Raw genomic sequence first — 20,567 nt, 5'->3', positions numbered from 1 at the left:
ACCTCACAGTGTTTGATGAAATCTCTGACAAACCCTGGGGATCGCAGTTCATGTCACACAGATGTCACCACTCCTACACTTGCACGTAATGGCCTACAGGCAACCTTCCGGGCAATCACCCACACGGTACTTCACCATGCGCCATCTGATCTCTCTGTTCGCGCCACGCCCGTTGCACCGTTGTTTCGCCCTGCTCGACCGCAACGGCCACTGCCAGGCCTTCAAGCAGTGCAGCTTGCAACCCATGGGAGATGGCTGGGTTGAAATCGAGGAAATCCGCCTGAACTGGCTGAATCAGCCGCTGCCGGCCGGTGCCCGCGTCGTTTCGCAACCGCGCCAACCACGCTCGCGTGCACAGCAACTGCTGACAACCTGACCAAACACCTAATAAAAGTCATTAAACACGACCATTTCCCTGCGTTTCTTAGATACAATCTCCCCCCGATTATAAGGACGTCTCCTGATCGGGCCTCGCAGCATCGTCAATGCGCTTGTATTGACACCCCGCACCGCCCACAGAGAGCCGCCCACACAGATCGAGTGAAGCTGGCGCGCTTGCTGTTTTGTTGAGCAAAACCTCCACTTTTCGCGAATCTGCAGAGCTGTCATTACGCTCGGTCACTGAGCTGTTTGCCCGTTTTGCCTGCCCTGTATCCCATGGCGGCAATCCATCCGGGCACGGTGCCAGGCTGGGACAGCCCTTTTTGAGGTTCACGTCTTCAAAAGAGCGTGAAAAAAACGGGTTTTCACAACTTCACAAGAGTGTGGCGAGCAAATGAATAGTTTTGCGTCTGAACATGCACCATTAGCGTCTACAACAGCCCAACGACACAGGACCGAGTATTCCTCGAACACCGGAGCCTGAAGCCTGTCCGCTACGGATTTGGTTGCACAAACGGATGTCTCGACCATAAGTCGAATTGCCAGTCGCACGTTGAAATGAGTTCATAGAGCTCTTATTAGGCCCGGCAGGTAGCGTCCGTCGAAGTTGCGATAAATTGCGAAGATTCGGACATGGCGATACTGCCATGGATACCCTGGGGCCACACTGACACGCCCCGGAACGCCTGGCAGCCATGCCGACAATTTGGTGCTGCAGATTTTGGAGACGCGTTAAATGGCGCATAACGAAGCAGTCGACGTAGTACTGGTTGGGGCCGGCATCATGAGTGCCACCCTTGCAGTGCTGCTCAAAGAGCTCGACCCCGCGATCAAGCTGGAAGTCGTCGAGCTGATGGATTCCGGTGCCGCGGAGAGTTCCAACCCGTGGAACAACGCCGGTACCGGTCACGCCGGGCTGTGTGAGCTCAACTACACGCCGCAGGCAGCCGATGGCGCCGTCGACATCAAGAAAGCCGTGCACATCAACACCCAGTTCGAGGTGTCGAAGCAGTTCTGGTCGTACCTGACCAAAAAAGGCACGTTCGGCTCGTGCAAGTCGTTTATCAGCCCGGTGCCACACCTGAGTTTCGTGCAGGGCGACAGCGGCGTGTCCTTCCTCAAGGAACGCTTCAAGGTGCTGAGCAAGCACCATGCCTTCGCCGACATGGAATACACCGAAGACAAGGCCAAAATGGCCGAGTGGATGCCGCTGATGATGCCTGGCCGCGATCCTGGCGAAACCCTCGCCGCGACCCGCGTGATCAATGGCACCGACGTCAACTTCGGCGCCCTGACCAACCAGTTGCTCAAGCACCTGACTAGCGCACCCGATGCCCAGGTCAAGTACTGCAAGCGCGTGACCGGTCTCAAGCGCAACAACGGCGGCTGGACTGTCAGCATCAAGGACGTCAACAGCGGCAACACCCGTGAAGTCGACGCCAAATTCGTCTTCCTCGGCGCTGGCGGCGCGGCACTGCCGCTGCTGCAAGCCTCGGGCATCGAAGAGAGCAAAGGCTTCGGCGGCTTCCCGATCAGCGGCCAGTGGCTGCGCTGCGACAACCCGGAAGTGGTCAAGCACCACCAGGCCAAGGTGTACAGCCAGGCTGCGGTAGGTTCGCCGCCAATGTCCGTGCCGCACCTGGACACCCGCGTGGTCGATGGCAAGAAGTCCCTGCTGTTCGGACCGTACGCCGGCTTCACCACCAAGTTCCTCAAGCACGGCTCCTTCATGGACCTGCCGCTGTCGGTTCGCGCCGGCAACATCGGCCCGATGCTCGCGGTAGCGAAAAACAACATGGACCTGACCAAGTACCTGGTCAGCGAAGTGATGCAGTCGATGGAGCAGCGCCTGGAGTCCCTGCGTCGCTTCTACCCGGAGGCGAAAGCCGAAGACTGGCGCCTGGAAGTGGCCGGCCAACGGGTGCAGATCATCAAGAAAGACCCGAAAAAAGGCGGCATCCTGCAGTTCGGTACCGAACTGGTCGCGGCCAAGGACGGTTCCCTGGCGGCACTGCTCGGCGCTTCGCCAGGTGCATCGGTGACTGTTTCGATCATGCTCGAGCTGATCGAGAAATGCTTCCCGAGCAAAGCCAAGGGCGAATGGGCTGGCAAACTGGCAGAAATCTTCCCGGCCCGGGAGAAGGTTCTGGAAACCGACGCTGCGCTGTATCGCAAGATCAACACGCAGAACAACGTTGCCCTGGAACTGGTTGAAGCCAGCAGCGAGACCGAAAGCTACGCTTGATTCGGTTGCATGAAAAACGCCCCGTACTCGCTGAATACGGGGCGTTTTTTTATGCATTTGAAAGATCGCAGCCTCGCTTCGCTCGACAGCTCCTACAGGAACACGCGATCTCTGGATCTTAACCGCGAACCTTCTCGATCAGCTCGATGTAGTCCGGTGCATTGCGCTGATCCTTGATCAGGGCAACGAAGTCATTGCCGTGCTCATCCTTGCCATTCACGTCGTAACCAGCTTCGACGAAAAACGTCAGGAAACGCTCGAAATCGTCGATGCGCAGGCCACGGTAGGCCTTGACCAGCTTGTGCAGGGACGGAGAAGTCGCGTCGACCGGTTCGAAATCAAGGAACAACTTGATCTGCTCATCGCCGATCTCGTCACCAATCACTTGTTTTTTATCTTTACGCATTGCCGACTCCAGCTCGCAGACATTTCACGGGGCGGGCAGTTTACCCCCGCGCAGGCACAGGGCTCAACGCACACGAGTGCTGCCGGTGTGCAGATCAGCCCAGACATGGCCATTGGCGTAGCTGAGAAACTGGCAATACACCGTGTCATTGCGCAGCAAGTCGATCACCACCCGGTATTGCGCCAGCGGGTAATAGAGGGTCAGGGTCTTGCTCGGCTCGTCGTAAACCGGCTTCTTCAGGCTTTTGCTTTCACCATCGAAATTGACCAGCACCTGACTGATGGTAGCGCCCTTGTTCAGGGATTTGCCCTTGAGACGAATCAGCAACGGCGAAGTGACCGGAATCGGCTGTTGAGTGGATTGACGCTGAGCGCCGACCACTACCGAATAATCGGTGACCTGCATCAGTTGCTGCTGCTCGGGATCAGCAGCGCGCAGGGTGAGATCGTCCGGCGGCAGGAATTGACTGTGCATGGGCGCCGGGGCGGCGGCCAAGGGCAGGCTGAGGGTCAGCGCCAGAGCGGCGCAACAGCGGATCAAAACACTCATGATGGGCTCCGGAGGGCGGGGCCGGGCACTTTACCATGGGTGTAAAAGCAAAAGATCGCAGCCCCTGTAGGAGCTGCCGAAGGCTGCGATCTTTTGATCCTAATCGAATTGCGCGCGCATCCAGGCCTGATACTCGGCAACACCCGGCTCGCCTTCGCGCGGAGCCCAATGCGCCAGCTCACCTTCACCGACAGGACGGTAAGGACCAGCCTTGCATTCGAACATCAGGCTATCGGCTTCCAACACCACCAAGCCGTGGAATACGCCAGTTGGCAGATCCACGCCCACACAGTCGCCACCGGCCTGCAGAACTGTCTTGCTCAGCACGGCGCCGGCTTCGTCGAAAATCAACACGCCGAGGCGGCCTTTGAGGACCAGCAAGGTTTCTGCCTTGTTGTCGCCCAAGTGCCGGTGAGGCGGGATATACGTGGACGGCTGCAACCCCACCGCCATGCGATGGCAAGCGTCCTCCATCTGGTGGAAATTGTGATGCTGGCGCCCGCGAGGACTGGCCGCGGCTTTCCCGGCCAGCTCGGCGAACAAGGTCTGATCAAGAAAGCGAGGAGTATCCATGTCTTACATTCCTTTAACGGCGAAAATCCCGTTGGCGTTACGCCAGTAGCCTTTGTAGTCCATACCGTAACCGAAGATGTAGCGGTCGACGCACGGCAGACCGACGAAATCGGCCTTGAGGTCCGGACGGGCCTTGCGGTCGTGGTCTTTATCGATCAGCACCGCGGTGTGCACTTTACGTGCGCCAGCGTGTTTGCAGAAGTCGATGATCGCGCCCAGGGTGTGACCTTCATCGAGGATGTCGTCAATGATCAGCACATCACGGTCGATGAAGGACACTTCCGGCTTGGCCTTCCAGAACAGATCGCCACCGCTGGTTTCGTTGCGATAGCGGGTAGCGTGCAGGTAGGACGCTTCCAGCGGGAACTGCAGATAAGTCAGCAGCTTGCCCGAAAAAATCAGTCCGCCGTTCATGACACAGAACACCACCGGGTTGCTGTCGGCCATTTGTTCGTTGATTTGTGCACCGACGCGGGCGATGGCCGCCTCGACTTCAGCTTCGGTGTACAGGCAGTCAGCCTCTCGCATGATTTGACGGATATGCTCGAGATCAGCGGACATGGCGCTCTCCAGGGGTTTGAGGGGGAGGGACGGATTCGGAAAAGCGGGCAAAGGTACGCATCAAGCGAGGCCAGATCAAGCGTTTGTGGACTAACGTACTGTATGTCTATAGGACAACACCCTCGGATAGATTAATCTAGGCCGGTTTTTTTGCCCGCCGCCGGAGCCTTTCCCCATGCCCATCCATGAGATCCGCCACCCGCTGATCCGTCATAAACTTGGCCTTATGCGCCGCGCAGACATCAGCACCAAGAATTTCCGTGAGCTCGCTCAGGAAGTCGGTGCCCTGTTGACCTATGAAGCCACCAAAGACCTGCCGCTGGAATCCTACGATATCGATGGCTGGTGCGGCACTGTGTCGGTCGAGAAAATCGCCGGCAAGAAAATCACCGTTGTGCCAATCCTGCGTGCTGGCATCGGCATGCTCGAAGGCGTGCTCAGCCTGATCCCGGGCGCCAAAGTCAGCGCCGTGGGCGTGGCCCGCAACGAGGAAACCCTCGAGGCCCATACCTACCTCGAGAAGCTGGTGCCGGAAATCGACGAACGCCTGGCCATGATCATCGACCCGATGCTCGCTACCGGCGGCTCGATGGTTGCAACCATCGACCTGCTGAAAAAAGCCGGCTGCAAGGACATCCGCGCCATGGTGCTGGTCGCTGCGCCAGAAGGCATTGCCGTGGTCGGGAAGGCTCACCCGGACGTGATCATCTACACCGCGTCCATTGATCAAAAACTGAATGAACACGGCTACATCATCCCGGGGCTGGGCGATGCCGGTGACAAGATCTTCGGCACCAAGCAGAAGGACGCGTGACCATGCAGCAAGAGTTCAACGATCCGCTCTGGCGCACGGTGCTGTCGGGTGCACAGATGCTGTTCGTGGCCTTCGGCGCCCTGGTGTTGATGCCGCTGATCACCGGTCTCGACCCGAACGTGGCGCTGTTCACGGCCGGCCTGGGGACGATCCTGTTCCAGATCGTCACCGGGCGTCAGGTGCCGGTGTTCCTGGCATCGAGCTTTGCCTTCATCACCCCGATCATTCTCGCCAAGGGCCAGTTCGGCCTGGCCGCGACCATGGGCGGCGTGATGGCGGCGGGTTTCGTCTATACCTTCCTCGGCCTCGCGGTGAAGATCAAAGGCACCGGTTTCATCGACCGCCTGCTGCCGCCGGTGGTGATCGGGCCGGTGATCATTTCGATTGGCCTGGCGATGGCACCGATTGCCGCCAACATGGCCATGGGCAAGGCCGGTGACGGCAGTGAATTGATTCATTACCAGACGGCGATGATGATCTCGATGCCTGCGCTGCTGACCACGCTGATCGTCGCGGTTTTCGGCAAGGGCATCTTCCGCCTGGTGCCGATCATCTCCGGCGTGCTGGTCGGCTTCGGCATGTCGTTCTACTTCGGCGTGGTCGATACCGCGAAGATCGCTGCGGCGCCCTGGTTCGCCATCCCGCACTTCACCGCGCCGGAATTCAACTGGCAGGCGATCCTGTTCATCGTTCCGGTGGCTTTGGCCCCGGCCATCGAACACATCGGCGGCGTGATTGCCGTGGGTAGCGTGACCGGCCGCGATTACCTGAAGAAGCCCGGCCTGCACCGCACCCTGCTCGGCGACGGCATTGCCACCACGGCGGCCGGTCTGTTTGGCGGCCCGCCCAACACCACCTACGCCGAAGTGACCGGCGCGGTCATGCTGACCAAGAACTACAACCCGAAAATCATGACCTGGGCAGCGATCTTCGCCATCAGCCTGGCGTTCATCGGCAAGTTCGGTGCGCTGCTGCAAAGCATTCCAGTGCCCGTGATGGGCGGGATTCTGTGCCTGTTGTTCGGTTCGATTGCGGCGGTGGGGATGAACACGCTGATTCGCCACAAGATCGATCTGGGCGAGGCGCGCAATCTGGTGATTGTTTCGGTGACCCTGGTGTTCGGGATCGGCGGTGTGCTGATCGGTACCGGCACGGGGCCGGACGACTTCGGCCTCAAAGGCATCGCGCTGTGCGCGGTGGTGGCGATTGGCTTGAACCTGATCCTGCCGGGCAATGACAGCTGGAAGCACAAGAAGGCGAATGAGCCGCTGCTGTAAGGCTTCAAGCGCTTTGTTGTTAATGAAATAGCTTTCGCGAGCAGGCTCGCTCCCACAGTTTGTAATGTATTCCCCTGTGGGAGCGAGCCTGCTCGCGAAGCTTTTAAAGCGCCATCGGCGCGCGCTCGCACAACGCACTCAACGCCCTCGCCCAATGCGGGTCATCGTTGAGGCACGGCACCAGCACCAACTCCTCTCCCCCCGCCGCGCGGAATTGCTCCTTGCCGCGATCACCGATCTCTTCCAGGGTCTCGATGCAATCGGCAACGAACGCCGGGCACATCACAAGCATCTTTTTCACGCCGCTTTTAGCCAACTCATCGAGACGCGCCTCGGTGTAGGGTTCGATCCACTTGGCGCGCCCCAGGCGCGACTGGAACGACACCGACCACTTGCCCTCCGGTAGCCCCATGCGCTTGGCGACCTCTGCCGCCGTCCGCAGGCATTGGCCGCGATAACAGGTGGCGACCACCTCCGGTGGCGCTCCGGCGCAGCAATCACCGCCACCCTCGAAGCGGTGATCGGGGTTGAGTTTCTTCAGATGCCGTTCCGGCAAGCCGTGAAAGCTCATCAGCAAGTGATCGAAATCCTGCTCCAGATAGGGCTTGGTCGTGGCCGCCAGCGCATCGAGGTACTCGGGTTGATCGTAGAACGGCTGGAGCACCGACAGCTGCACGTCGAGGTTTTTCTCACGCACCACGCGCTTGGCCTCTTCGATGACCGTAGTCGTGGTGCTGTCGGCGAACTGTGGATAGAGCGGCGCCAGGGTTATCCGCTTCTGCCCCGCCGCAGCCATGCGCACCAGCGTCGATTCGATCGACGGCTCGCCGTAGCGCATCGCCAGCTCGACCGGGCCGTGCGGCCACTGGGCAGTCATGGCTTGTTGCAGGCGACGGCTGAGCACCACCAGCGGCGAGCCCTCGTCCCACCAGATCGAGGCATAGGCATGGGCCGACTGCTCGGGACGCTTGATCAGGATCAGCGACACCAGCAAGCGTCGAACCGGCCATGGCAGGTCGATCACGTATGGGTCCATCAGAAATTGATTGAGGTAGCTGCGCACATCCGCCACCGAGGTGGAGGCAGGTGAACCCAGGTTGACCAGAAGCAACGCGTGATCGGTCATGCAACATCCTATTTCAAAGGCGAGCGGACAGATCGTCCAGAGCCGCGCGCAAGTCCGTGAACTGAAAAGTGAAACCTGCCTGCAACAAGCGAACAGGCGTGGCCCGTTGGCCACCCAGCAACAGCAAGGACAACTCGCCCAGCCCGACCTTCAAGGCGAAGGCCGGCATCGGCATGAATGCCGGGCGATGCAGTACGCTGCCCAACGTCTTGGCAAACTCGCGGTTGCGCACCGGTGTGGGTGCGCACGCATTATAGGGACCGCTAGCCTCGTTGCGATGCAGAAGAAAATCAATCAGAGCGATTTGATCGTCGATATGAATCCATGGCATCCATTGCCGGCCGTTGCCGATCGGCCCTCCCAGCCCCAGCTTGAAGGGCAGTAACAGCCGCGACAAAAAGCCGCCCTCGGCCGACAGCACCAACCCGGTTCGAATGAGGATGACGCGGATGCCCAGCGCTTCAGCCCGTTGCGCGGTCTCTTCCCAGGCGATGCATAGCTGGCTGGCGAAGTCTTCGCTGACCGGCCCCGAGTCCTCGGTCAGCTCGCGCTCGCCACCGTCGCCATACCAACCGACAGCCGAACCGGAAATCAACACACGGGGTTTCTGCTCGCGACTCTCAAGCCACGCCAGCAGGGTTTCAGTCAGCGTGATCCGGCTGCTCCACAACAGGGCTTTTCGCTTGTGCGTCCAGGGCCGGTCGGCAATCGGCGCTCCGGCCAGATTGACGATCGCATCCACCGGTTCCTGCCCCAGATCCTCCAACCGGGCAATTCCACGCACTTGGGCACCACATGTTTTCGCGACTTTTTCAGGCTTGCGGCTCCAGACTGTCAGGCGATGGCCCTGCCCCGACCAGTGCCGGCAGAGCTGACGTCCTATCAAACCAGTACCGCCGGTCAGCAATATGTGCATGACTTCTTCCTCGCGTGGCGTTTTACCCTGTCCACTAGTCTATTTTTATAAGCAGGGATCTTTGGTATCGAGCAGGCTCTATGGTTAACAATAGGCCAAGCTGTCAGAACGAGAACGCTAAAAGTTATACCAAAAAACAATATTGTACAGGTTTGAACCCCGGCGTAGTCTGTACAGAAAGGTAAACGAGGCCCCTATGACTGTACCTATCGCAATCATTGGCACCGGCATTGCCGGACTCTCCGCCGCCCAGGCCCTGACGGACCTCGGGTACGTGGTTCAACTTTTCGATAAAAGCCGCGGTAGCGGCGGGCGCATGTCGAGCAAGCGCAGCGATGCGGGTGCTCTGGATATGGGCGCGCAATATTTCACCGCCCGCGACCGCCGCTTTGTCACGGAAGTCCAGCGCTGGCAGGCCAGGGGCTGGGTCGCCGAGTGGACGCCGCAGCTGTACACCTACCATGGCGGTCAGCTCAACCTGTCGCCGGACGAACAGACCCGCTGGGTCGGCACGCCCCGCATGAGCGCCATCACCCGCGCCCTGCTCGGTGACCTTGAAGTGCACTTCGCCTGCCGGATCACCGAGGTCTATCGCGGGGAAGAACACTGGCATCTGCAGGACGCCGAGGGCTTCACCCACGGACCGTTCAGCCACGTCGTCATCGCCACACCGGCGCCGCAGGCCACGGCTCTGCTGGCATCGGCGCCGAAACTCGCGGGGGCCGCCGCCGGGGTGAAAATGGACCCGACCTGGGCCATCGCCCTCGCCTTCGAAACACCGCTGGAAACGCCCATGGAAGGCTGCTTCGTACAGGACAGCCCACTCGACTGGCTGGCCCGCAACCGCAGCAAACCCGGGCGCGACAACACCCTCGACACCTGGGTGCTGCACGCCACGAGTGCCTGGAGCCGACAACACATCGACCTGCCCAAGGAGGCGGTGATCGAGCAATTGCACGGCGCGTTTGCCGAACTGCTGCACGACTCCATGCCTGCGCCGAGCTTCAGCCTCGCCCACCGCTGGCTCTACGCCCGCCCCGCCAGCAGTCACGAATGGGGCACCCTGGCCGATGCCGACCTGGGGCTTTACGCCTGTGGCGACTGGTGCCTGTCCGGACGCGTCGAAGGCGCCTGGCTAAGCGGTCAGGAAGCCGCCCGCCGCTTGCATGAACACCTGCAATGAACCGTAGGAGCTGCCGAAGGCTGCGATCTTTTGATCTTAAAAAAAATCAAAAGATCGCAGCCTTCGGCAGCTCCTACAGGGGCATAGCGTCGAAAAAACCTATACAGAAAATTTGACTTGTACAACTTCGAATCTATGATGAAGTTATCTTGTACGGACACAAATGTTTGTACAGGTTCAGATTCGAGGTGTTCCGATGTCCCACGCCCCCGTCAAACCGAAAATAGCCATCAGCGCCTGCCTGATGGGGCTCGATGTGCGCTTCAACGGCGGGCACAAGGAGTCGCGGCTGTGCAGCCGTACCCTCACTGATTATTTCGATTTCATCCCGGTCTGCCCGGAAGTGGCCATCGGTCTCGGCGTACCCCGCCAACCGATTCGACTGGTGAGTGGTGCCGATCAACCCGAAGCCGTGGGAACCCTGGATCACAACCTGAACGTGACACAACCGCTGGCCACCTACGGCCGGGACATGGCAGCGCAGCTGGGGGATATTTGCGGTTATATCTTCATGCAAAATTCCCCGTCCTGTGGCCTGGAACGGGTCAAGGTCTACCACGCCAACGGCACACGAGCGGACAGTGGCGGTCGCGGGATCTACGCCCGGGCCTTCTGCCTGCTGCACCCGGACTTGCCGGTGGAGGAGGACGGCCGGCTGAACGATCCGGTGCTTCGGGAAAACTTCCTCACCCGCGTATTCGCCTACAGCGCCTGGCAGCAGCTACGCCAGCAAGGCCTGACCCGGCGTGGCCTCACAGACTTTCACTCACGTTATAAATACCTGCTGATGGCCCACAACCCGGTGCAATACAAAACCCTGGGCCACCTGCTGGGCAGCATGGGCAAAAACGATCCGCAGGAACTGGGCCCCCGCTATTTCAGCGAGTTGATGGCGGCACTGAAGAAGTGCGCCACCCGCCGCACCCATACCAACGTCCTGCAACACCTCAGTGGCTACCTGAAACAGGCCATCAGCCGCGAAGACAAGCAGGAAGTGCAACAGCTGATCAACCAGTACCGCCAAGGCTTCGTGCCGCTGGTGGTGCCGCTGACGCTGCTCAAACATCACTTTCGCCAACACCCCGATCCGTACATCGCACAGCAGGTCTATCTGCAACCGCACCCGGAAAACCTCAGCCTGCGAAACGCCATCTGATGAAAAAAACACTCGACACCAGCGCCCGCGAAGACCTCGGCGATGACTTTGAAAAGGCGCTGGACGAAGGCTGGCTGCCGATCCGCGAAGTGGCGCGCCTGACCGGCGTCAACGCCGTGACCCTGCGCGCCTGGGAGCGGCGCTACGGTCTGATCGTGCCGCAACGCACACCCAAGGGGCATCGGCTGTTCTCGGCCGACCATGTACAACGTATCCAGGCCATCCTCACCTGGCTCAACCGTGGCGTCGCCGTCAGCCAGGTCAAGGAGTTGCTCGATACGCCGCAAGTATTCAGCGAGTCCGTCGACAACGATTGGCACACCTTGCTGCTAACGTTGCTGCAGGCGGTCAGCGGATTGCAGGAACGCGCCCTGGATGACAACGTCAATCAGGCGATGGCGCTGTATCCGCCGCGAACCCTGTGCGAGCAATTGTTGATGCCTTTGCTGGCCGCTCTGGAGCAACGCTGGCAAGGCCAGTTCGGTGCACAGATGGAACGGGGCTTTTTTTGTGCCTGGCTACGCAGCAAATTCGGCGCACGCATCTACCATAACAATCGTCAGTTGCGCACCGCGCCAATGCTGTTGATCAACCACTCGGACCTGCCCATGGAGCCTCAGCTATGGCTCACGGCCTGGCTGATCAGCAGCGCGGATTGCCCGGTGGAGGTCTTCGACGGGCCGCTGCCTGTCGGCGAACTGGCATTGGCGGTCGAACTGCTGCAACCCCGCGGGGTTTTGCTGTACTCCAGCAAGGCTATGAACCTGGCGCAACTGCCGAAACTTTTCAAAGGTGTCGGTTGCCCAAAAATGATTGCCGGACCCACGGTGTGCATCCACCACGCCGAGTTGTCCGCAAGTACCACCGAGATCACTGACTTGTACCTGGCCGAAGATCCATTGTCGGCACATCAGGCACTCGTTCAGTGCGGGCTGATTTAAATGAATCGCGTGGATCCCCCTATGCAATTGATCTGGCTGCGCAGCGACTTGCGCCTACATGACAACACCGCCCTCTCGGCCGCCGCGGCTCGTGGCCCCTGCGTGGCGGTGTATCTGCTGAGTCCGGAGCAATGGCTGGAACACGACGATGCGCCCTGCAAAGTGGACTTCTGGCTACGGAACCTGCACGAGCTGAGCCGCGCACTGGGTCATCTGAACATTCCCCTGCTGATCCGCCAGGCTCCCCGCTGGGATGACGCGCCCAGCGTATTGCTGAACCTGTGCCGACAGTGGCAGGTCAACGCGCTGCACCTCAACGAAGAGTACGGCATCCACGAATCCCGTCGCGATGCAACGGTCGCCCGGACGCTACAGGCCGAAGGCATCGAAGTTCACCGCTACCTCGATCAATTGCTGTTCAAGCCGGGAAGCGTGCTGACCCGGACCGGCACTTACTTTCAGGTCTTCAGCCAGTTCCGCAAAGTCTGCTACGAACGACTGCACCACTCGCTGCCCAGCCTGATCCGCGCCCCACACAAACAAGCGCCGCTGAACATTGCCAGCGATGCGATCCCCTTGAGCGTCGAGGGTTTCGCAACACCCGGTGATCACCTGCGCAGCCTGTGGCCGGCCGGCGAAACCGAAGCCCGGCGTCGCCTCGACAGCTTTAGCGAAGCGCAGATCGACCACTACCAGAACGAACGCGACTTCCCGGCAAAACCCGGTACCAGTCAGCTATCGGCCTATCTTGCCGCCGGGGTGATTTCTCCACGCCAATGCCTGCACGCCGCGCTGAACAGCAACCAGGGTGAGTTCGAAAGCGGCAACACAGGCGCTGTCACCTGGATGAACGAACTGCTGTGGCGCGAATTCTACAAACACATCCTTGTGGGCTACCCGCGAGTGTCCCGGCACCGCGCATTTCGACCGGAAACCGAAGCGCTGGCCTGGCGCGACGCTCCCGATGAACTGGCCGCCTGGCAACAGGCGCGCACCGGGTTGCCGATTATCGACGCCGCCATGCGCCAACTGCTGGCTACCGGCTGGATGCACAACCGCCTGCGCATGGTGGTGGCGATGTTCCTGACCAAGAACCTGCTGATCGACTGGCGCGAGGGCGAACGCTTTTTCATGCGTCACCTGATCGATGGCGACCTGGCGGCGAACAATGGTGGCTGGCAATGGAGCTCTTCAACCGGCACCGACTCAGCGCCTTACTTCCGGATTTTCAACCCGCTGAGCCAATCGGAAAAATTCGATCCCGAAGGTGTGTTCATCAAGCAATGGCTGCCGGAGCTGGCAGGGCTGAACAAAAAAGACGTGCACAACCCTGCCAATCTCGGCGGCCTGTTTGGTGTGGTGGATTATCCGTCACCGATCGTCGACTTGAGCACATCCCGGACGCGAGCGTTGATGGCGTTCAAAAACCTGCCGTCACGGCAATACGCCGTCGCTGGATCATGAATGACCGCCACCGGGATTACCTCGTTGCCGGGGCTCTGCTTTATAAACGTTTACCCGTATTGGGCCGGGCAATGGCCTGGCTGAAAAGGAGATTGGGATGAGTCGTACGCTCGCACGACGATACTGGCTGACCGGCGCCTCCAGCGGTATCGGTGCCGCCCTGGCTGAAGAAATTCTGAAAAGCGGTGCGCACCTGGCCGTCAGTTCGCGTTCGGTAGCGCGGTTGAAAGTCTTGTCACAACGCTATCCGGGGCAAGTGCTGGTTGTGGCCGGTGACCTGACCAACAGCCAGACCGTGCGCGAGATCGGCGAGCAGATTGCCGAGGACTGGGGTTCGCTGGACACCGTGATACTCAATGCCGGCACCACCGAGTACGTGGATGCCAATCAGTTCGATGCGTCGATTGTCGAGCACGTGTTGCGTACCAACCTGTTGGCCAGTAGCTATTGCATCAACGCCGCCCTGCCTTTGCTGCGTGCCGGCACCGCACCACATATGGTAGCCATGGCCAGCGCGGTAACTTACCTGCCTCTGCCCGCGGCAGAAACGTATGGCACCTCAAAGGCCGGGCTGCGTTCCCTGCTCGAATCCCTGCGCATCGACCTGGCCCCTGAAGGCATAGAACTCACAGTGATCAGCCCCGGGGCTGTCGAAACGCCGCTGGCGGCGAAAAACGACTTTCCCATGCCCTTGAGCTGGCCGGTGGAGAAAGCCGCGAGGCACCTCTTCGAAAAGCTCAAGGACCGCCCGCTGGCAATCGCTTTCCCGGCAGCATTCATGGCTGCCCTCTGGCCGCTCTCCAAACGGCCGGACCAAATGAATCTGGAGATCGGCAAACGCATGGTGCGCAGCCAGCCACCGATCAAGGACCAACCCTGAAAATCGCCTTCATCGGCAGAGGTATCCCGGGCACTCCGATACCCGGGCGTCCGTCAGACCTTTCACACAGCACCGGGTGACTGCCTTACACTGCGCGCCATGAAAACCATCCCCCATACGCAAATCGCGGAACCCGCAGTCACGTGCTCGACCTGCGCAGCCTGCTGCTGCCAGCTCGAAGTCATGTTGATCACCGACACGGGTGTGCCTGAACGGTTCATCGATACCGATGACTGGGGCGGGGAAGTCATGCTGCGTCTGGACGACGGCTGGTGTGCCGCGCTGGATCGCAACACGATGATGTGCACCATCTACGAAAAACGTCCGCTGATCTGCCGGGAGTTCGAGATGGGCGCACCGGAGTGCATCGACGAACGCCTGGGGATTTCGACGGCGTATCGCTGAGTTTTGAAGTCACCCGAATACAAATGTGGGAGCGAGCCTGCTCGCGAATGCAGTCTGACAATCACTATAAATGGTGAATGTTAAACCGCTTTCGCGAGCAGGCTCGCTCCCACATTTAGTACAGCGTTGCTGTCTTACAACGGCATCGTGTAATGCAATGCGTAACTTTCTACACCATCGTTCGGAGTAGCGATCCCTGCGTTGGAATAGTGCGTCGCACGAACCCCGACTTCATGCCCACCGGCAAAGCGCAAACCGAACCCAAAGCGGTCTTCAAACTGGAAGGCGCTGCCCAGATCGTTGCTTTCGACTTCGGTGCTGGCAAATGCCGCCACGCCAATCCCGAACTCGATGTAGGGTTTGACGTTCTGGCCGGCAAATTCATAAACGAGCACAGGCGAGAACGACAGGCTGTGGTTACTGGATTTCTCGTCACCCTCCCAATAGGTGTAGGCGCCGTCCCAGTAACCGGTCAGACGACCCACGCCGCTCTGCCACCAACTCTGGTCCCAATCGAATTGCATGCCCAGTCGATACGTCATGGTCGAATCGCTGGTCTGACCTACCGCGAACTCCACACCTGCCGCCTGCGCTGTAAAGGTGTGCCCCATTAATGCGGCCGCAATCGCGGCCAAGCAGAATAGTCGCTTCACTAGAAACTTCCTTTTCCGAACGATTTCGTATGATTTTGTTGTTGCCTGGCCCAGCAAAACTATAGAAGTCAGCGATTTATCAGAAGTTCACCCCGATTTTTCGTACTCCCCCCAGACAGCCTTCTACCGGTTGAAGCTTCGCACAACGCCAGAGGTATTCCACAGTATCGGCAAGATATTTCTGAAATGAAGCGGATCGGCGCTGGTCCAGAACTGCGCTTCACGGGCAGGCCCGGCGGCGAGCAGTTCGCGTTCGGCCAAAAGCCGCTGGAGTTGCCGCGCGACGGCGGCACCGGTATCGATCAGGCTGATGTCCGCGGGGATCATCTGCCGGAGCATCGGCTTGAGAAAGGGGTAATGGGTGCAGCCGAGAATCAGGGTGTCCGCGCCAGCCGCCAGCAGTGGCTCGACATAACCGGCCAACAGCTGACGCAGTTCGGTGCTATGCAGGTCGCCGTTTTCAATCAGCTCCACCAGCCCGGGACAGGGCTGGGTGATCACTTTCACGTCCGTAGCGAAACGGTCGAGCAACGCGGCGAACTTGGCACTCTGCAAGGTGCCGGTGGTGGCCAGCACCCCGACCACGCCGGAGCGGGTCGCGGCGGCGGCCGGCTTGACGGCCGGCTCCATGCCGACGATGGGCCATTCGGGATAGTCGCGACGCAAGTCGGCGACGCCGGCCACCGTTGCCGTGTTGCAGGCCAGCACCAGGGCCTTGGCGCCCTGCTGCTGAAAGAAATCGGCCATCACACTGCAACGCTGCTGGATAAATTCCGGGGTTTTCTCGCCATAGGGAACATTGCCGCAATCGGCGACGTACATCAGCGTCTCGTTGGGCAGCAAGCGCTGGATCTCGGCCAGAACCGAGAGCCCACCGACACCGGAGTCGAACACGCCAATCGGCGCTTCACGCATGTTTCGACCCACAGACGCTACAGCCCGGATCGCGCTTGACCCGCAATTCGCGAAAGCGCGTGCCCAAGGCATCGATCAGCAACAGGCGCCCCACCAGTGGCTCACCGAATCCGGCCAGCAACTTCAGCGCTTCAAGCGCTTGCAGGCTGCCGACCAGCCCCACCAGCGGTCCGACCACGCCGGCCTCGCTGCAGGTCAGTTCGGCTTCGCTGCCGTGCCCGTACAAACAGTGGTAGCACGGACTCTCCGGCCGACGTGGATCGAACACCGACAGTTGGCCTTCGAGGCGAATCGCCGCGCCGCTGACCAGCGGTTTGCCGGCGGCCACGCACGCGGCATTGACCGCTTCTCGGGTGGAAAAATTGTCCGAGCAATCGAGGACCAGATCCACCCCGGCCACCACGGCGCAAAGGGAATCTTCGTCCAGCGCCGCGCGATGGGCAATCAAGCGGATCTCGGGGTTGATTGCCGTCAGGCGCTTGATCGCTGAATCGACCTTGCCCATGCCGATGCTGTCGGTGTCGTGAATGATCTGGCGTTGCAGGTTGGTCAGGTCGACCGTGTCGAAGTCCGCCAGGTGCATCTCGCCAATGCCGGCGGCCGCCAGATACAGCGCCACTGGCGCGCCAAGGCCGCCCAGTCCGACGATCAATACGCGGCTGTCCTTGAGCCGCAACTGGCCGTCGATATCGATGTGTTGCAGCAGAATCTGCCGACTGTAACGCAGCAACTCCTGATCATTCAGCACGGCAGGCGCCCCAGACTGATGCGTTGATGACCGCCCAGATCGGTGCGGCTGTGGACTTCTTCAAAACCGCGGGTCAGCAGCAGGTCGCGGACCGACTCGGCCTGATCATAGCCATGCTCAAGCATCAGCCAGCCGCCAGCGTCGAGATGATCTGGCGCCTGGGCGACGATCAGACGCAGATCGTCGAGCCCGTCGACACCGGCCACCAGGGCACTGGCCGGTTCAAAGCGCACATCGCCCTCGACCAGATGCGGATCGGCCGCTGCAATGTAGGGCGGATTGCTGATGATCAGCTGAAAACGCTGACCTTCCAGGGCACTGAACCAATGGCTGCTCAACACCTTGGCGTTGTTCAGGTGCAGACGCTGGCGATTGCGCTCGGCCAGGGCGACGGCTTCCAGCACGCGATCCACGGCAGTGACGTTCCAGGCCGGACGCTCACTGGCCAGGGCCAGGGCAATCGCGCCGCTGCCGGTACCGAGGTCGAGCACCTTGGCCGGTGTTGCCGGCAACAATTCCAGCGCAGCTTCCACCAGCAGTTCGGTGTCCGGGCGCGGGATCAGCGTGTGCGGTGCCACTTCCAGGTCCAGCTTCCAGAAACCTTGCTGGCCGAGGATATAGGCCACCGGCTCGCCGCTGCGGCGGCGCTGCAAATACTCGGCGAACGTCAGCGCCGCTTCGCTCGGCACGATACGTTCCGGCCAGGTGTGCAGGAAACTGCGGGACTTGCCCAACGCCGCCGCCAACAGCAATTCGGCATCCAGACGCGCCGTCGGCGAGTCGGGCAGATCGGCGGCACGCAACAAACTGGCAATGATCGTCATTTACTCACCTATCGCTGCCAGTTGATCGGCCTGGTACTCGGCCAGCAACGGCTCGATCACCGCCTCGACACCTCCGGCGAGGATCTCGTCGAGGGAATACAAGGTCAGGTTGACCCGGTGGTCGGTGACCCGGCCCTGGGCAAAATTGTAGGTGCGGATGCGCTCGGAGCGATCACCGGACCCCACCAACAGCTTGCGTTCGCTGGCGATGGCGTTGGCCGCGGCGGAGGTCTGCTGATCGTTCAGTTTGGCCGACAACCAGGACATCGCCCGGGCGCGGTTCTTGTGCTGCGAACGTTCTTCCTGGCACTCGACCACAATGCCGGACGGCAAGTGAGTGATGCGGATCGCCGAGTCGGTCTTGTTGACGTGCTGGCCACCGGCGCCGGAGGAGCGATAGGTATCGATGCGCAGGTCAGCCGGGTTGATCTCGATGGCTTCCTGTTCGTCCGGCTCGGGCAGTACCGCCACGGTGCAGGCCGAGGTGTGGATGCGGCCCTGAGATTCGGTCGCCGGAACCCGCTGCACGCGGTGCGCACCGGATTCGAACTTGAGCTTGCCGTAGACGTTATCGCCCTCGACCCGGGCAATCACCTCCTTATAGCCGCCGTGTTCACCCTCGTTTTCCGAGAGGATCTCTACCCGCCAGCCACGACGCTCAGCGTAACGCGAATACATGCGGAACAGGTCGCCGGAGAAAATCGCCGCCTCGTCGCCGCCCGTGCCGGCCCGGATTTCGAGGAACACGTTGCGCCCGTCGTTCGGGTCCTTTGGCAGCAGCATGCGTTGCAGGTCGGCCTCGAGCGTGACCAGGCGCTCCTTGGCCTCGCGGACTTCTTCCACGGCCATTTCACGCATGTCCGGGTCGCTGTCCTTGAGCAGAGCCTGGGCGCCTTCGAGGTCATCCTGCACTTTCAGCAGTTCTTTATAGGTGCCCACGATCGGTTCAACTTCCGCGTACTCCTTGGAATAGGTACGGAACTTGTTCTGATCAGAAATGACCTCGCCATCGCCCAGCAGGGCGGTCAATTCCTCGAAACGGTCCTGGAGAATATCCAGCTTATTGAGCAGTGACGCTTTCATTGCGGTTTTTTATCCGAAAAGCTATCCGATGAGCCCTCACCGAGGGCAAAGAGTTCCTGGGCCATCGCCAGCGCATCCAGGCGACCTTCGGCAGAGAGCTTTTTCAACTGCACGCTCGGTGCGTGCAAGAGTTTGTTGGTCAGCCCGCGAGCCAGTTGCACCAGCACCTCTTCGGCGCTGCTGCCGTTGGCCAGCATACGCTGGGCTTTTTGCAACTCTTCGTCGCGCAGGCGTTCGCTCTGTTGACGATAGGCCTTGAGCACGTCCACCGCCGCCAATTCACGCAGGCGGACCATGAAGTCTTCGGCGCCGACCGAGACCATCTCTTCGGCGGCCTGGGCAGCGCCCTGGCGGCTCTTGAGGTTCTCGGCGACCACTTCGTGAAGATCGTCGACGCTATACAGGTAAACGTCGTCCAACTCGCCGACTTCTGGTTCGATGTCGCGGGGAACGGCGATATCCACCATGAAAATGGGTTTGTGCTTGCGCAGTTTCAAGGCGCTTTCCACTGCACCCTTGCCCAGGATCGGCAACTGGCTGGCGGTGGAACTGATGACGATATCGCTGCGCACCAGCTCTGCCGGAATATCCGACAACAACACCGCATGGGCGCCGAACTGTTCGGCCAGAGTACTGGCGCGCTCCAGGGTACGGTTGGCGACCACGATGCGCTTTACACCCAGGTCATGCAGATGGCGCGCGACCAGGGTGATGGTCTCGCCGGCACCGATCAACAAGGCCTGGCTGCGTTGCAGGTCACTGAAAATCTGCTTGGCCAGGCTCACCGCGGCAAATGCCACCGACACCGGGTTCTCGCCGATGGCCGTGTCGGTGCGCACCTGCTTGGCCGCGTTGAACGTGGCCTGGAACAGCCGCCCGAGCAACGGCCCGATGGTGCCCGCCTCGCGAGCCACGGCATAGGCCGACTTCATCTGGCCGAGAATCTGCGGTTCGCCCAACACCAGCGAGTCGAGCCCGGAGGCCACCCGCATCATGTGACGAACTGCCGCATCATCTTCATGCACATAGGCGCTTTCGCGCAGCTCGTCGTAGCTCAAATGATGATATTCGGCCAGCCAGCGCAGCACGACGTCCGCCGACAGGTGATCCTGTTCTATATAGAGTTCACTGCGATTGCAGGTGGAGAGGATCGCAGCTTCGCGGCTGTCGGTGAGTCGGCAGAGCTGCTGCAAGGCCTCAACCAGCTGCTCAGGGGTAAAAGCCACGCGCTCGCGGACGTCTACTGAAGCAGTCTTGTGGTTTATACCGAGTGCAAGGAAGGCCATTCAAAGTCGCTGATGGTGACGTGAAGCCGGTAATTGTCCTACTTCGACGGAGTCAGAACAACCACTCGATATCTATCGCACCGGTAGGCGACGCCAACGTTGCGAGCAATTCTCGTTTCGGCTCTTTGTAGGAGCTGCCGCAGGCTGCGATCTTTTGACTTTGTTTTTCAAGATCAAAAGA

At 60.3% G+C, this 20,567-nt stretch carries 22 protein-coding genes and 1 pseudogene; 11 read left to right on the top strand and 12 right to left on the bottom strand.

All coding sequences use genetic code 11. The features are described 5' to 3' along the window. Positions 1-136: 136 nt before the first annotated feature. Positions 137-376 (top strand): hypothetical protein, encoded by a 240-nt coding sequence (locus AC3WJW_RS14995; RefSeq protein ID WP_102701909.1) that lies wholly within the window; start codon positions 137-139, stop codon positions 374-376. Between the two features lie 741 nt (positions 377-1,117). Further along, positions 1,118-2,626: a malate dehydrogenase (quinone) gene (gene mqo, locus AC3WJW_RS14990; protein WP_493726551.1), complete on the top strand. Its 1,509-nt coding sequence runs from the start codon at positions 1,118-1,120 to the stop codon at positions 2,624-2,626. Between the two features lie 118 nt (positions 2,627-2,744). On the opposite strand, the gene AC3WJW_RS14985 is transcribed toward mqo, so the two are convergent. The 4 genes from AC3WJW_RS14985 to AC3WJW_RS14970 form a co-directional block, all read right to left on the bottom strand. Continuing rightward, positions 2,745-3,032, bottom strand: a complete 288-nt coding sequence (locus AC3WJW_RS14985) for a PA4642 family protein (protein ID WP_007973850.1) — start codon at positions 3,030-3,032, stop codon at positions 2,745-2,747. 63 nt (positions 3,033-3,095) lie between these two features. Next, the gene (locus AC3WJW_RS14980; RefSeq protein ID WP_493726550.1) at positions 3,096-3,581 is read right to left on the bottom strand and encodes a hypothetical protein; all 486 of its coding nucleotides are present in this window, start codon (positions 3,579-3,581) and stop codon (positions 3,096-3,098) included. Positions 3,582-3,680: 99 nt separating this feature from the next. Then, the gene (locus tag AC3WJW_RS14975) at positions 3,681-4,154 is read right to left on the bottom strand and encodes a WbuC family cupin fold metalloprotein (protein WP_493726549.1); all 474 of its coding nucleotides are present in this window, start codon (positions 4,152-4,154) and stop codon (positions 3,681-3,683) included. 3 nt (positions 4,155-4,157) lie between these two features. Beyond that, positions 4,158-4,715 (bottom strand): hypoxanthine-guanine phosphoribosyltransferase, encoded by a 558-nt coding sequence (locus AC3WJW_RS14970; RefSeq protein ID WP_008016649.1) that lies wholly within the window; start codon positions 4,713-4,715, stop codon positions 4,158-4,160. Positions 4,716-4,890: 175 nt separating this feature from the next. Here AC3WJW_RS14970 and upp point away from each other — a divergent pair, with 175 nt between their 5' ends. Then, positions 4,891-5,529 carry a uracil phosphoribosyltransferase gene (gene upp, locus AC3WJW_RS14965; protein ID WP_493726548.1) on the top strand — a complete coding sequence of 213 codons (639 nt, stop codon included), beginning with the start codon at positions 4,891-4,893 and terminating at the stop codon, positions 5,527-5,529. A gap of 2 nt (positions 5,530-5,531) precedes the next feature. Then, a complete protein-coding gene (locus AC3WJW_RS14960) occupies positions 5,532-6,806 on the top strand; it encodes a uracil-xanthine permease family protein (protein WP_007973857.1) in 1,275 nt (424 codons plus the stop codon). A 103-nt stretch (positions 6,807-6,909) separates the two neighbouring features. Here AC3WJW_RS14960 and hemH read toward each other — a convergent pair whose 3' ends face one another. Beyond that, positions 6,910-7,932, bottom strand: a complete 1,023-nt coding sequence (gene hemH / locus AC3WJW_RS14955) for a ferrochelatase (protein WP_493726547.1) — start codon at positions 7,930-7,932, stop codon at positions 6,910-6,912. A gap of 13 nt (positions 7,933-7,945) precedes the next feature. Beyond that, on the bottom strand, positions 7,946-8,848 hold the full coding sequence (locus tag AC3WJW_RS14950) for a TIGR01777 family oxidoreductase (RefSeq protein WP_493726546.1): 903 nt from the start codon (positions 8,846-8,848) through the stop codon (positions 7,946-7,948). A gap of 196 nt (positions 8,849-9,044) precedes the next feature. On the opposite strand from AC3WJW_RS14950, the gene AC3WJW_RS14945 reads away from it, so the two are divergent. The 7 genes and pseudogenes from AC3WJW_RS14945 to AC3WJW_RS14915 all read left to right on the top strand — a co-directional run bounded on the left by AC3WJW_RS14945 (position 9,045) and on the right by AC3WJW_RS14915 (position 14,877). After that, positions 9,045-10,031, top strand: a complete 987-nt coding sequence (locus AC3WJW_RS14945) for an NAD(P)/FAD-dependent oxidoreductase (RefSeq protein ID WP_429396944.1) — start codon at positions 9,045-9,047, stop codon at positions 10,029-10,031. A gap of 196 nt (positions 10,032-10,227) precedes the next feature. Then, positions 10,228-11,187, top strand: a complete 960-nt coding sequence (locus AC3WJW_RS14940; protein WP_493726545.1) for a YbgA family protein — start codon at positions 10,228-10,230, stop codon at positions 11,185-11,187. Beyond that, positions 11,187-12,128, top strand: coding sequence for a MerR family transcriptional regulator (locus tag AC3WJW_RS14935; protein ID WP_493726544.1), 942 nt, complete (start codon positions 11,187-11,189; stop codon positions 12,126-12,128). The genes AC3WJW_RS14940 and AC3WJW_RS14935 overlap by 1 nt, the downstream gene beginning before the upstream one ends. Positions 12,129-12,149: 21 nt before the next feature. Continuing rightward, the gene (gene phrB, locus AC3WJW_RS14930; RefSeq protein ID WP_493726543.1) at positions 12,150-13,592 is read left to right on the top strand and encodes a deoxyribodipyrimidine photo-lyase; all 1,443 of its coding nucleotides are present in this window, start codon (positions 12,150-12,152) and stop codon (positions 13,590-13,592) included. Positions 13,593-13,597: 5 nt separating this feature from the next. Continuing rightward, positions 13,598-13,693, top strand: a pseudogene (locus AC3WJW_RS14925) (transcriptional regulator); the annotation flags it as partial. Further along, a complete protein-coding gene (locus AC3WJW_RS14920) occupies positions 13,690-14,472 on the top strand; it encodes an SDR family NAD(P)-dependent oxidoreductase (RefSeq protein ID WP_493726542.1) in 783 nt (260 codons plus the stop codon). The pseudogene AC3WJW_RS14925 and the gene AC3WJW_RS14920, both read left to right, overlap by 4 nt. 99 nt (positions 14,473-14,571) lie before the next feature. Continuing rightward, positions 14,572-14,877, top strand: a complete 306-nt coding sequence (locus tag AC3WJW_RS14915) for a YkgJ family cysteine cluster protein (protein ID WP_015096814.1) — start codon at positions 14,572-14,574, stop codon at positions 14,875-14,877. 134 nt (positions 14,878-15,011) lie between these two features. On the opposite strand, the gene AC3WJW_RS14910 is transcribed toward AC3WJW_RS14915, so the two are convergent. From AC3WJW_RS14910 to hemA, 6 genes are all read right to left on the bottom strand, one after another. Further along, positions 15,012-15,530 (bottom strand): acyloxyacyl hydrolase, encoded by a 519-nt coding sequence (locus AC3WJW_RS14910; RefSeq protein ID WP_493726541.1) that lies wholly within the window; start codon positions 15,528-15,530, stop codon positions 15,012-15,014. A gap of 123 nt (positions 15,531-15,653) precedes the next feature. Further along, positions 15,654-16,445 carry a glutamate racemase gene (gene murI / locus AC3WJW_RS14905; protein ID WP_493726540.1) on the bottom strand — a complete coding sequence of 264 codons (792 nt, stop codon included), beginning with the start codon at positions 16,443-16,445 and terminating at the stop codon, positions 15,654-15,656. Next, complete coding sequence (locus AC3WJW_RS14900; RefSeq protein ID WP_493726539.1) at positions 16,438-17,193, bottom strand: molybdopterin-synthase adenylyltransferase MoeB; 756 nt, start codon at positions 17,191-17,193, stop codon at positions 16,438-16,440. The genes murI and AC3WJW_RS14900 overlap by 8 nt, the downstream gene beginning before the upstream one ends. Next, the gene (gene prmC, locus AC3WJW_RS14895; RefSeq protein ID WP_493726538.1) at positions 17,187-18,017 is read right to left on the bottom strand and encodes a peptide chain release factor N(5)-glutamine methyltransferase; all 831 of its coding nucleotides are present in this window, start codon (positions 18,015-18,017) and stop codon (positions 17,187-17,189) included. Before prmC ends, AC3WJW_RS14900 begins: the two co-directional genes overlap by 7 nt. Continuing rightward, entirely contained in the window at positions 18,018-19,100 is a 1,083-nt protein-coding gene (prfA, locus tag AC3WJW_RS14890) for a peptide chain release factor 1 (RefSeq protein WP_007973879.1), read from the bottom strand. It lies immediately after the preceding gene. Next, positions 19,097-20,386, bottom strand: a complete 1,290-nt coding sequence (gene hemA / locus AC3WJW_RS14885; protein WP_493726537.1) for a glutamyl-tRNA reductase — start codon at positions 20,384-20,386, stop codon at positions 19,097-19,099. Before hemA ends, prfA begins: the two co-directional genes overlap by 4 nt. Positions 20,387-20,567: the final 181 nt, after the last annotated feature.

It is taken from the genome of Pseudomonas sp. GW821-FHT07G06, from assembly GCF_058986625.1.
The sequence above is the reverse complement of the archived record's forward strand: the minus strand, read 5'-3'. Positions and strand labels throughout refer to the sequence as shown.

Excerpts from the sequence above, each read along its gene's own strand:
- AC3WJW_RS14995 (WP_102701909.1), top strand. The coding sequence starts at position 137 with ATGCGCCATCTGATCTCTCTGTTCGCGCCACGCCCGTTGCACCGTTGT.
- mqo (WP_493726551.1), top strand. The coding sequence starts at position 1,118 with ATGGCGCATAACGAAGCAGTCGACGTAGTACTGGTTGGGGCCGGCATC.
- AC3WJW_RS14985 (WP_007973850.1), bottom strand. The coding sequence starts at position 3,032 with ATGCGTAAAGATAAAAAACAAGTGATTGGTGACGAGATCGGCGATGAG.
- AC3WJW_RS14980 (WP_493726550.1), bottom strand. The coding sequence starts at position 3,581 with ATGAGTGTTTTGATCCGCTGTTGCGCCGCTCTGGCGCTGACCCTCAGC.
- AC3WJW_RS14975 (WP_493726549.1), bottom strand. The coding sequence starts at position 4,154 with ATGGATACTCCTCGCTTTCTTGATCAGACCTTGTTCGCCGAGCTGGCC.
- AC3WJW_RS14970 (WP_008016649.1), bottom strand. The coding sequence starts at position 4,715 with ATGTCCGCTGATCTCGAGCATATCCGTCAAATCATGCGAGAGGCTGAC.
- upp (WP_493726548.1), top strand. The coding sequence starts at position 4,891 with ATGCCCATCCATGAGATCCGCCACCCGCTGATCCGTCATAAACTTGGC.
- AC3WJW_RS14960 (WP_007973857.1), top strand. The coding sequence starts at position 5,532 with ATGCAGCAAGAGTTCAACGATCCGCTCTGGCGCACGGTGCTGTCGGGT.
- hemH (WP_493726547.1), bottom strand. The coding sequence starts at position 7,932 with ATGACCGATCACGCGTTGCTTCTGGTCAACCTGGGTTCACCTGCCTCC.
- AC3WJW_RS14950 (WP_493726546.1), bottom strand. The coding sequence starts at position 8,848 with ATGCACATATTGCTGACCGGCGGTACTGGTTTGATAGGACGTCAGCTC.
- AC3WJW_RS14945 (WP_429396944.1), top strand. The coding sequence starts at position 9,045 with ATGACTGTACCTATCGCAATCATTGGCACCGGCATTGCCGGACTCTCC.
- AC3WJW_RS14940 (WP_493726545.1), top strand. The coding sequence starts at position 10,228 with ATGTCCCACGCCCCCGTCAAACCGAAAATAGCCATCAGCGCCTGCCTG.
- AC3WJW_RS14935 (WP_493726544.1), top strand. The coding sequence starts at position 11,187 with ATGAAAAAAACACTCGACACCAGCGCCCGCGAAGACCTCGGCGATGAC.
- phrB (WP_493726543.1), top strand. The coding sequence starts at position 12,150 with ATGCAATTGATCTGGCTGCGCAGCGACTTGCGCCTACATGACAACACC.
- AC3WJW_RS14920 (WP_493726542.1), top strand. The coding sequence starts at position 13,690 with ATGAGTCGTACGCTCGCACGACGATACTGGCTGACCGGCGCCTCCAGC.
- AC3WJW_RS14915 (WP_015096814.1), top strand. The coding sequence starts at position 14,572 with ATGAAAACCATCCCCCATACGCAAATCGCGGAACCCGCAGTCACGTGC.
- murI (WP_493726540.1), bottom strand. The coding sequence starts at position 16,445 with ATGCGTGAAGCGCCGATTGGCGTGTTCGACTCCGGTGTCGGTGGGCTC.
- prmC (WP_493726538.1), bottom strand. The coding sequence starts at position 18,017 with ATGACGATCATTGCCAGTTTGTTGCGTGCCGCCGATCTGCCCGACTCG.
- prfA (WP_007973879.1), bottom strand. The coding sequence starts at position 19,100 with ATGAAAGCGTCACTGCTCAATAAGCTGGATATTCTCCAGGACCGTTTC.
- hemA (WP_493726537.1), bottom strand. The coding sequence starts at position 20,386 with ATGGCCTTCCTTGCACTCGGTATAAACCACAAGACTGCTTCAGTAGAC.